The organism is Nostoc sp. PA-18-2419, assembly GCF_005869855.1.
Taxonomy (GTDB): Bacteria; Cyanobacteriota; Cyanobacteriia; order Cyanobacteriales; family Nostocaceae; genus Nostoc.
Genome location: NZ_SZNH01000029.1, coordinates 69,694 through 81,086, shown reverse-complemented (window position 1 = coordinate 81,086; position 11,393 = coordinate 69,694). Strand labels below are relative to the sequence as shown.

The 11,393-nt window shown below is 43.3% G+C and carries 6 protein-coding genes; 1 reads left to right on the top strand and 5 read right to left on the bottom strand.

Annotated features, from left to right (window positions below; genetic code table 11):
* Nucleotides 1-490: 490 nt before the first annotated feature.
* The 4 genes from FCR06_RS34400 to FCR06_RS24155 form a co-directional block, all read right to left on the bottom strand.
* Complete coding sequence (locus FCR06_RS34400) at nt 491-613, bottom strand: hypothetical protein (protein WP_262984708.1); 123 nt, start codon at nt 611-613, stop codon at nt 491-493.
* A 113-nt stretch (nt 614-726) separates the two neighbouring features.
* Nucleotides 727-849 carry a hypothetical protein gene (locus tag FCR06_RS34395; protein ID WP_262984708.1) on the bottom strand — a complete coding sequence of 41 codons (123 nt, stop codon included), beginning with the start codon at nt 847-849 and terminating at the stop codon, nt 727-729.
* A 344-nt stretch (nt 850-1,193) separates the two neighbouring features.
* Complete coding sequence (locus FCR06_RS24160) at nt 1,194-3,179, bottom strand: ATP-binding protein (protein WP_138504261.1); 1,986 nt, start codon at nt 3,177-3,179, stop codon at nt 1,194-1,196.
* Nucleotides 3,176-4,456, bottom strand: a complete 1,281-nt coding sequence (locus tag FCR06_RS24155) for a DUF4255 domain-containing protein (protein ID WP_138504259.1) — start codon at nt 4,454-4,456, stop codon at nt 3,176-3,178. The genes FCR06_RS24160 and FCR06_RS24155 overlap by 4 nt, the downstream gene beginning before the upstream one ends.
* Before the next feature lie 529 nt (nt 4,457-4,985).
* Between FCR06_RS24155 and FCR06_RS24150 the strand changes: the two genes are divergently transcribed.
* Complete coding sequence (locus FCR06_RS24150; protein ID WP_138504257.1) at nt 4,986-6,905, top strand: serine/threonine-protein kinase; 1,920 nt, start codon at nt 4,986-4,988, stop codon at nt 6,903-6,905.
* A gap of 64 nt (nt 6,906-6,969) precedes the next feature.
* Here FCR06_RS24150 and FCR06_RS24145 read toward each other — a convergent pair whose 3' ends face one another.
* A complete protein-coding gene (locus FCR06_RS24145) occupies nt 6,970-11,118 on the bottom strand; it encodes a DUF4347 domain-containing protein (RefSeq protein WP_138504255.1) in 4,149 nt (1,382 codons plus the stop codon).
* Nucleotides 11,119-11,393: the final 275 nt, after the last annotated feature.

The following is an 11,393-nucleotide window of genomic DNA, read 5'->3' as shown; positions in this document are numbered from 1 at the left end:
ATTGAATTAATTTGAGAAATTACCAGCAATTACTRCATATCCAACAAACATAAGCCGCTGCTCTGGTTGTTCTGAGTGTTTCCACTTCACGAATCACAAATTTCTTCATTGTCTTAGGTTGAGTAGCTTCTASAGTTTTCATKRTTTTTTCYTTSKTTTRATGTTTGTTTSGGGCAATRTTYKSTRCCCTTRTGTTTAYGAATATAGAGARCRATCRGGTAAAAYTAGGGAAGTAATTGAATTAATTTGAGAARTTACCAGCAATTACTGCATATCCAACAAACATAAGCCGCTGCTCTGGTTGTTCTGAGTGTTTCCACTTCACGAATYACAAATTTCTTCATTGTCTTAGGTTGAGTAGCTTCTAGAGTTTTCATTGTTTTTTCCTTGTTTTGATGTTTGTTTCGGGCAATGTTCTGTGCCCTTGTGTTTATGAATATAGAGAGCAATCGGGTAAAATCAGGGGAGCCGATTGAATTAATTTGAGAAGTTACCAGCAATTACTGCATATCCAACAAACATAAGCCGCTGCTCTGGTTGTTCTGAGTGTTTCCACTTCACGAATTACAAATTTCTTCATTGTCTTAGGTTGAGTAGCTTCTAGAGTTTTCATTGTTTTTTCCTTGTTTTGATGTTTGTTTCGGGCAATGTTCTATGCCCTTGTGTTTATGAATATAGAGAGCAATCGGGTAAAATTAGGGGAGCCGATTGAATTAATTTGAGAAATTACCAGCAATTACTGCATATCCAACAAACATAAGCCGCTGCTCTGGTTGTTCTGAGTGTTTCCACTTCACGAATTACAAATTTCTTCATTGTCTTAGGTTGAGTAGCTTCTAGAGTTTTCATTGTTTTTTCCTTGTTTTGATGTTTGTTTCGGGCAATGTTCTGTGCCCTTGTGTTTATGAATATAGAGAGCGATCGGGTAAAATTAGGGGAGTCGATTGAATTAATTTGAGAAATTACCAACAGTACTTTAATGGATTTAAAAGGACTTTAATTATGATGTCCGGCAAATCATCCGTAATGACGATTATTTGAGCAAAAATGAGATAGCGGTTTATAGAAATACCTTGGTAGAGGCGCATAGCTGTGCGCCCCTACGGAAAATTTATATGTGCGAAGATTTTTGTGAAAATGGTATGAAGCATTGGATATTGAGAGACCAATGACAAATGAAAATTGTTATAAAATCATATCCATCCGCCAATTTCGGCGTCAGTCAAAGGCTTCTCTAATTTGGTATATTCTGTCTGAGCAGCCCGCAATATGTGTTTCATCTGCACTGGTTCCCCGGCATCGGCAGCTAGAAAAGCTGCATTTAAGGCTATATTACGAATATTACCGCCAGCTACATTTAGCCGCGCCAGTTGCAAGGCATCTAAGTCTGCGGTTGGTGTGTTAGCTGGAAAGACGCGTCGCCAAATCTCGGCTCGTTGCGCTGTATCGGGGAAGGGGAACTGCACCACGAAACGAATACGTCGTAGGAAAGCTGTATCAATTGCACTCTTTAAGTTAGTAGTCAAAACTGCTAAACCTGGGTAGCTTTCCATTCGTTGCAATAAGTAGCTGACTTCAATATTGGCATAGCGATCGCGTGCATCTTTGACTTCACTGCGTTTACCAAACAAAGCGTCAGCTTCATCAAATAATAAAATCACTCCACCTTGTTCGGCGGCATCAAACACCCGCCGTAGATTCTTTTCAGTCTCCCCAATGTATTTACTAACTACTGATGACAAGTCAATCCGATACAGATCCAAGCGCAATCTATGTGCCAGTACTTCTGCGCCCAAGGTTTTACCTGTGCCGCTACCTCCTGCAAATAAGGCGCTGATTCCCAATCCTCGCCCACCTTTGCCAGCAAAACCCCAATTGTTATATACAGTACTGCGCTGCCGCACGTGTGCCGCAATTTCACGCAGAATTTGTTTTTGTGGTTCTGGTAATATCAAGTCGTCCCAATCACCAGATGGCTCAATTCGTTGCGCGAGTTCATCCAAGCGCGGACGTGCTTGGACGCGACAAGCATCCCATAAAATCTCAGTAATATCGGTTTCTGGTGTTTGTGCTAGTTGTCCTGCGGCTTCTGCACAAGCGGCGCGAATAGTTGCGGCACTTAAGTTAAACTGATCTATCAAGGTTTTGACTTGCCCGTTCATTTGCGGTGCGATCGCTGTTAGTGCATCTTGCCAAACTACACCTTGTTCTTTGATTGTTGGTTGATGTACATCAAAACTAACTACCAGGCGTTGTGGTAGGCGCATTCGTTCCCGGCTGGTGATAATTAAAAAACCGTTGGCGCGTTCGATGAAATGAGCGATCGCATTCAGCCGCGCTGTATCATTGCTATCTAGTTCGTTGCAATCTAAGAGTAAGGCACACCTACTTAAAATTGTCTCACGAGTCCATAACCGCATGAGATTATCCAACTCGCTCGGTGCTTGGGGAATAACTTGTGCAGGCATTACCCACAAACTCAAACCCCCCAGTTGACAAATTCTGGCGGCAATGGCGCGTTTGCTAATAGTTTCATTGCCACATAACTGTACAATTGGCAAGCTATTTATCTTCTGAGCTTGCGACCACACAGTGGCGACTCGGTCTGCTAACTCTTGGTGGGACGGTACTAACTCGCTAACTTCTTGTAATGGTTCAATGATGCCAGCTAAGCGATCGTCAAGGTATTGAATACCTGTGAGATAATGCAAAATCCGCTCGTCAATTCTCAGGGGACTGAGGGTTAGGGCATGACCATCACCAATTTGAATTAACCGCCAGCGACGTAAAGAAGCATTGGGGGCGATCGCATCCCAGTGGACGTGAGGTAAAGTTGCTAAAGCTAAACTTAATGTTGGGTAAGCTCGCTGTGGTTCGCCGTGGACACTAGCACATAATTTGGCAAAATCTCCATTCAATTCCATACCTGCACACAACAGCAACAAATCGCTCTCGAAGGATGAAAGCTTAAACATTTTGCAGACTCTATCCAATGCCGATGGTGCAGGCATTGCAGCAGCAGCTTCTTGGAGGGCTTGCTGTAGATTTTCGTTGTTTTTTGCTTGAGATTGATTTTGCAAACTGACAGTATGATTTTCTAAAATTCCACGCACTACGGCTAGGGCTGCTGATAAGTAGCGGTAGTTTGCCCGATCCCAATCAGTGGTTGTAGCATTCATGAAATTGTCACCTGTGGCGAATCATATTCTCCTGACTGATTTTTGTGCAATGGACTTTCTGCTCCGTCTACCCGCACGCGCACAATATAAGTTCCAGGTTTGACATTTTTAATCGGAATCGTAATTGCATCAGTATCTTCAGCGCGTGGTTCAACTAACAAAGAGTAAGCTACTAGACTTTGGGCTGAGACATCGCTAAGCAGCAAAACTACGCGCTGTCCCTTGCCGACTTGGGGATGGAATTTGACGGTAATTTCTGCTGAGCATAAATTGTTACCACTATTTTCTACTTGACCAACAAATGCCGTAATTGTTGGGTGTAGAACAAAAGTTGCAACATTTGATTCCACTATATGCTCCGTTTGTCCTGGGTTGCCTATCGTCAAATGTACCACTTGGATACTCTGCACGCTGGGATACAAATCTGCTGGGACTAACAAGCTGATTTGTGTTTCTTTCACATCTTGAGGTACTAGTAACTTCTCTGCGTTACCCAATCGAATTCTAGTGATATCACCGCGTAACCGCTTCCCACGAATGATTAATGTTGCGCCAGCAACAATCATTTGCTCATATTCAGTTTTTGCTAAAGCCATCACTTGTTCAATATTCGGTTGAGACAAGGGCATCATGTAGAAGCCTTCAAGCTCATCAGATTTACTACTCTCAATCAATATCATTGATGCCAGGTAGGTAGCTGAAGGTCGATAGTGCGTTTGTAAAGCAGACCATAACTTAGAAGTTTCTTCCATGTTAAAAAACTCCGGGGTGAGTTTGATTTGCCCAATTGCTTGTGCTAAATCAGATACAGACACCCCAGCCACAGCTTGCGAAAAAGCACTTGAGGTATTGGTTGTAGACGCATTGATTAAAGTATTCTCAATAATATCCGCTGTAATCAATGAAGTTTTATGTAATAAATGCATTGCGTAGCCTAGTAGCAACTCTGTCTGAAAATCCTTGGCTCCGTAGGCTGTTAATAAATAGTGGAGGTCGAGAGCAAGTGGTGGAGTCGTTGAGCGCGAATTTCCATGTAGACGTGAGTGCCTGCTGCGAAATTCCTGAGATACCCAATCGACATTGCGATTCTGCGTCACTTGATAGAGAAAGAGGTTGAGTTGAGCGCGCTCATCAGCTTCAACTGAAATTCGATCAGGCGGTAGGGCAGTTACAATCACATCACCAACACTAGCAGCGATCGGATCGCTGACTAAACCGTTTTCTAGCAAAACTTTTAGTACTGCTGTCACGGCGGCTATAGAGAGTACGTTACTCATCCTCGTTCCTCATGGCAATAGCACATATTAATCATGTACGCCAGGACACATTCACAGAATATATTTTGCAAAACTTTAAATATTCTGTAGGGCAGACTAGCTGCTTGGCATACAAAACTTACTAATGAGTAGGTATATTAAATGCTTAGTTGCTTGATATTAACCTAAATTCTCAGTACTCAATCCTAATCTCTAAGTTTTTAATTGCCAATTTACAGTTTCTAGCTCAATACTTATCAGGAACCAATTTCAACCATCATAGGTCTTAATTTTAAGCATTCTATCAAATTATTAGCATTACTTTAAGTTGCTAATATGCTAAGCTGAGTGTAACTAGATAAGTATAAGTAATATAAATTACTAAGACTTTACATAAGAAACAATCAAACAAGCAAAAAATTTGTAATACTGTAAGAAATCGGGAGCCAAGCCAAAAGACCTTGGTTTTGACTTCTGAATTATTACGTAACACTAGTACTATCTCTGATTAAACTTAACACTTTAAAATAACTAGGATGGGTTCCCCCAGATGAAATCCCCACCTTCTTCAGATTCTTGGAATGGCCGCTTCGTCGGTGATAACCAGCGGTATCGTTTAGACCGACGGTTAGGCAAAGGTGGCATGGGAGAAGTTTTCCTGGCAATGGACACGCGTGTAGGTCAGCATGTAGCCTTGAAGTTGCTCAAAGATACGCTGGTGGCTTCGCAAGAAATGAGAAAGCGTTTTGAGCGTGAGGTAGCAGTTTGTGCCGCCTTGCAAAGTGACCACATTGTGAAAATTAGTGATTGTGGAGTCACTCCAGAAGGCTTTCCATTTTACGTCATGGAATATTTACGGGGACAAACCCTCAGACAATTATTGCTGCGTGAAAAGCGCCTGTCTGTGGAGCGGACTGTAAAAATTATGGCGCAAGTTTGCAAGGGTCTAGAGCTTGCCCATCAAGGAGTGACTCTGCAACGTGATGGAGGAAAAACCACTGAGCATATTCAGGTAATTCACCGCGATCTGAAACCAGATAATATATTTTTAGTGCCTACAGATTTGGGAGAGTGGGTAAAGGTTTTAGATTTTGGTGTTGCCAAAATCCGTGGTGAATCTTCGGAAAATACCAACATTACAAATATCACGAGTACATTCATTGGCACATTTCGTTACGCACCTCCGGAACAAATCCAAAGTGATAAAAACCTGGATGCTAGGGGTGATATTTACAGCTTAGGGATTATCCTTTATGAAATGCTGAGTGCAGCCGATCCATTTGGGATTAGCATTAAGGGTAATCAGATCAGTGAGGCTTCCTGGGTATTAGCTCATGCGTATGAGCCACCAAAACCACTGCGCGAGCAACCAGGCTGTGAGAATTTACCTGAACAATTGGAAGCTGTGGTGATGAAATGCCTCCACAAGAACCCAGCTAACCGATTTGCCACGGTAGAAGAACTTGATCGCGCTTTGCAAGCTGCTGCAAAATTTGTCACCGGCACTAATAGTCTACCTAGACAGGCTGCTGTGCAGCCACAACCTTTCTCCAATCAAAGTTCAAATCACGAAACCGTTCCCAGACAATCGAACGACGAGACGATTCTTCGCCCTCCAGCTGCTTCTAATCAGAGTTCAAATCACGAAACCGTTCCCAGACAATCGAGCGACGACACGATTCTTCGTCCTCCAGATGCCTATAATCAGGGTTCAAATCACGAAACTATTCCTCGACAATCGAGCGACGACACGATTCTTCGTCCTCCAGATGCCTATAATCAGGGTTCAAATCATGAAACCGTTCCTAGACCATTTAACCCAGTCGAGCAAAATCAACCTCAAGTAACTATTCCTTCGCTTTCATCTGGGTACAATCAAGGTTCAAATCACGAAACTGTTCCTAGACCATTCAACCCAGTCGAGCAAAATCAACCTGAGACTAACAATCCTCAACAGAGTCCTGTGAATAATCCTAACCCTAGCAAACCGGATGCGACTTTGTTTCAACCGCGACGGACATCTAATCCAGGTACACCGCAAGTACCAACAGATAAAACTTTGTATCAGCCACGACCCACATCCAATCAAGGCGGAGTACAAGTACCATCAGATAAGACATTATATCAACCACGACCCACATCCAATCAAGGCGGAGTACAAGTACCAACAGATAAGACGCTGTACCAGCCGCGACCTATATCCAATCAAGGCAGGCCAGAAGCATCACTAGATAAGACGTTGTACCAACCGCGACCTGCATCTCATCAAAGCAGGGCACAAGTGCGAACTGATGACACTATATACCAACCAAGGTCAAATGAGCAGTCATCTACGGGAACTACTCCCAATTTCTTGCGAATCTTGGGAGTCATCTTAGCGATTGGACTGACTTTAGCAGTAGTAACGTTTATATATACTCAATGGCAATCCTCTAAAAAGTCAAGCAATGAGCAAAGTTTGCTTAATTAATACTTGATATAATCAATCAAGAAAGGTGCGTTAATAACGCACCTTTAATAATTAGATTTGAGCGCTAGACGATAACATTAGTACCAAGTATCAAATTGCTAGCGGTGAAATTATTCAAAGTTACCAAGGTGCTGAAACTGTCACCACCACCGTTGGCATCAACCTGAACTTGGGTAGAAGTACCCGATTGCACAAACTGTAGATAGCCATCATAAGTAGGAAAGCCACCATTGTAGCCTAGACTCTTGAATAGGTCAGTTAAAACCAACTTATCCTGGTTTTGATTAAAATCAGTGATTTTATCGCCAGTAGTGCCCTTGTCACTTAAGGCTTGATAGACAAACTGGTCATTACCGCTACCACCAGTGAGGCTGTCGTTACCAGCACCTCCAACGAGGATATCATTTCCCGTACCACCAATGAGCGTGTCATTGCCGGTACCACCCCGCAGCAAGTCGTTGCCACTCTTGCCATCAATTTTATCGTTACCCCCCTGACCATTAACCACATCATTTGAGTTATCTAAACCTGTAATGTTGTTAGCAAGGTCATTGAGGAAAGTTACAGTGTTGTTGATACCGATGCTTGTATCAGTGGAGTTGGCATCAAGGACATTAAAGCTATCGGTGATGCTAGTTTGTCCATCAAACAAAATATTACCAATGGCTGGTGTTGTACCAGAAGCTTTTAGGTTCTCCAAATCTTCTAATTTGAATTTTTCGAGGATGACTTTTGTGTCACTCACTCCTTCAAAAGTGATTTCCAAACTTGTGCCATTCTGGGTAAGCAGCAGATTTTGGGCAGTTAAGCCAGCACCTTGGAATTTGATGGTATCCACTTCTGCAATGACTGCTGCTGAGGGATTTGTGCCTTTACCCACCCCACCAAAATCGGTGATAGTATCAGTCTGGTCGCGCAAGTTATAGACAAATTTATCTTTGCCACCGCCACCAGTTAGGGTGTCGTTGCCTTTTTTGGCTGTGATGGTATCGTTGCCAGCTTTACCGTTAATTTTGTCCGGGGAGTTGCTGCCCACTAGGATATCAGCGCCACTTGTTCCTGTGAGGTTAAGACCGTCAGACTGGAGTTCATCAGCACCAATATCAACTTTCCCACCAGATATGCGGTTAAATCCAGAACCACGTTGGTCAGTGGTGACACCAGCAGGAATTAGGGCATTATTACCAGCGTTAATCGCAGGACTACCTGTAAGTAAATCTTGAGTCAAGGTTGGGCCACCGTTATCTTGCAGTTGCCCAAGTTTAGGATCAATGGGGTTGCTGCTAGTGCCCACTAAAGTGCTGGTGGTAAAGCCTGTGCTACCAGTATTATTGCCAATCAGGTTATTACCAGCATCGGTGAAGCTGCCAAAAACGTCTGGAGAATCCGGTGCATTAACCGCAGAATTACCCGCAACGATGGTGTTTCCAACAACCACAGTGCCTTTAGAGTCATTGAAAACACCCCCACCGTTGCCATTCTCAAAAATAGCATCTGCCTTATTATTAGTAATGGTGTCATTCGTAAGGGTGAGAGTGCCTGTGTTAAATATGCCACCGCCGTTGTAGTTTGAGAAATTGCCAAAGACAGTGCTGTTAGTTATATCGGCAGTGCCGGAGTTATAAATGCCGCCACCATAGGTATTGATGGGGGCAGGGCCTCCCCGTTCAAGACCCCTAGCATCAATACTATTATTAGAGATAGTGCTGTTAGTTATCTTCAGAGTACCTGTATTAAATATACCGCCACCATAAGTAGAAATGTAGGAGGTATTCGCAGTATTATTAGAGATAGTACTGTTAGTCAGGCTAAGAGTACCGGTGTTAAATATACCACCACCTAATAATGACCCCTGATTACCAGAAACAGTGGTATTGGTCAGGCTGAGATTGCCTCTGTTAAAAATGCCTCCGACTGCTCCCTGACTGTCCAAGACAGTACTGTTAGTCAAGTTGAGGCTGGCATTGCTATTGAGCAAAATACTGCCATATATGACATTATCAGCATTGGCAATCTTCAAGCCGTCAATACTGACATCTGTCCCTGTCCCTGTTATCTCAAATACACCGGAGGCATTATTACCGCTGATGGTCAGCTTCGATGCTCCAGTTCCGACAATGGTTAGATCGTCAGTAATCGCCAGTTGCCCAGAGGTAAGGGTGATAACATCTGGGACGCCATCGGCGAACACGCTGCCTGCAAAGGTAATCGTATTTGCCCCAGCAGTCGCATTGGCATTGAGAATCGCTTGTCGCAACGACCCTTTTCCAGAATCATTGGTATTAGTCACCACTGTGTCAGTATTCACAGGTGGTGGGCTAGTGGACTGGACTTCATAAGCACCAATATCAACTGTATTCCCAGATATTCGGTTAAATCCAGCACCTCTTTGGTCTGTGGTGACACTAGATGCTAGGGAATTATTACCAGCGTTAATGGCAGGACTACCTGTCAGTAAGGCATAAGTTAAAGTTGCACCACCGTTATTTTGCAGCTGCCCGAGTTTTGGGTTAATCGGGCTGGCGCTGGTGCCCACTAAGGTGCTGGTGGTAAAACCAGTGCTACCAGTCTTATTACCAATCAGGTTATTACCTAAATCGCTGAAATTGCTACCGGAAACGTCCGGGTTGATGTCGCTGGACGTAGATTTATCGAAGTTACTTGCAATAATGGTGTTACCCACAACGGTAAGTGCGTTACCATCAAAAGCATCCTCATTATTGAAAACGCCACCACCGTTACCAACGCTATCGCTGTTCGAGTCAGCTATGTTGTTGGCGATCGTGCTGTTGATCAGGCTAAGGTTGCTAAAGTTATAAATCCCACCACCATCTTCCAAGGCTTGATTACCAGAGACAGTACTGTTAGTCAGGGTAGCTGTACCGATTTTGAAAGAATAAAAATCTGTTCCGTTATAAATACCGCCGCCGTTGTTCGCTGTATTGTTAGAGACAGTGCTATTGGTCAGCTTTAAATCACCTGAGCTAGAAATGCCACCACCGTTGTTTGCTGTATTACCAGAGACAGTGCTATCAGTAAGCGTGATACGGTCACTCTCGTCGCCATACACTGAACTCTCAATACCACCGCCGTCGGAGGTCGCCGTGTTCCCAAAGACGCTGCTTTTAGTGAGACTGAGGATACCTGAGTTGTCGATACCACCACCGGAGTTTGCCGTATTGCCAGAGATATTAGTATTGGTCAGCTTGAGGATGCCTTGGTCGTTATTAATACCACCGCCTCCATTAGTTGCTGTGTTACCTGAGACATTACTGTTAGTCAGGCTAAGGATGGTATTAGCATCGACCAAAATACCGCTACCAAAACTACTATTACCATTAACAATTTTTAAACCATCAATGGTGGCATCTGTTCCTATTCCCGATATCTCAAATATTCTAGAAGCATGATTGCCACTGATTGTCAACTTAGATGCCCCAGTTCCCAAGATGGTGATATCATCAGTGATTGTCAGTTGTCCAGAGGTAAGAGTGATGGTATCTGGAGTGGCATCGGCGAACACACCGCCGAAGGTAATGGTATCATTTCCAGCAGTCGCATTGGCTAACTTAATTGCCTCACGTAAAGTAGTGATACCGTTATTCGCATTGCCGTCATCTGCGTCGCCGGTACTATTCACCGTAAACGTTGCCAGTACTCCGGCGTAAGCTTGCCATGTGTTTTCTGTAAATGCTAAATTTACATCCATCTGTGCAGTGCGGACTGACAACTCCCAGTTACCACCTAATGCTGCATTGCCAATTGGCTGACTAGAAGCGGCAATATTTGCACCCGTGAGTTGGTGCAGTTTTTCTAAAAATTCTACCCCCGCATTACCAAAAGCGACGTTGCAACCGTACAGGAGTAAGTTTTTTGTGGATAATATCTGCTGCCACTGTTGCAGTTGTTGGCTATATTGCTTGAGAGTATCGAGTCCTAAATGAGTGTTGCCTAGTTGCAAACAACCAGGCGCACCGTGAGAGACTAGATGAATGTCGGTGATGTTTGAGCGATCGCAATTCGCCAAAATTTTGGTAATTTGTTCAACACCGTTTTGTGTCTGGTCAAGTACAAACACTTTGGTGTTATCTAGCACTCCTTTGACTAAACTCCTATAGTCTTCAATCCCCATATCTATGAAGACTAAACTATAGTTATCAGAGGTGGAAATTCTTGGATTTACTTGAGGGCGTGATGTGTGTAGCGTTATCATTTAGTTATTTTAAGTTAAGGTTATGAGGAAAACTCAAACTGACTCCAGCATCGTGATTACAGGGTTTTCACACAACTACCAACAACTAAATCAAGAACTAAGACAAACTATTATTCACTAGGAATTTTTCCTTCATTGGTATCATCTAGCAAGTTGCTGATTTTGTAAAGCAGCAAATCTAGATAATTTTAGTAGGTTAGCCAATTCATATTTATCATAGTTTGTCAAAAATCAGGCTTTTTCCAGGTGAAACTCGAAAATATCGTTTCGTCTCT

Coding starts and splice junctions, on each gene's coding strand:
- FCR06_RS34400 (WP_262984708.1), bottom strand. CDS start 613: ATGAAAACTCTAGAAGCTACTCAACCTAAGACAATGAAGAAATTTGTA.
- FCR06_RS34395 (WP_262984708.1), bottom strand. CDS start 849: ATGAAAACTCTAGAAGCTACTCAACCTAAGACAATGAAGAAATTTGTA.
- FCR06_RS24160 (WP_138504261.1), bottom strand. CDS start 3,179: ATGAATGCTACAACCACTGATTGGGATCGGGCAAACTACCGCTACTTA.
- FCR06_RS24155 (WP_138504259.1), bottom strand. CDS start 4,456: ATGAGTAACGTACTCTCTATAGCCGCCGTGACAGCAGTACTAAAAGTT.
- FCR06_RS24150 (WP_138504257.1), top strand. CDS start 4,986: ATGAAATCCCCACCTTCTTCAGATTCTTGGAATGGCCGCTTCGTCGGT.
- FCR06_RS24145 (WP_138504255.1), bottom strand. CDS start 11,118: ATGATAACGCTACACACATCACGCCCTCAAGTAAATCCAAGAATTTCC.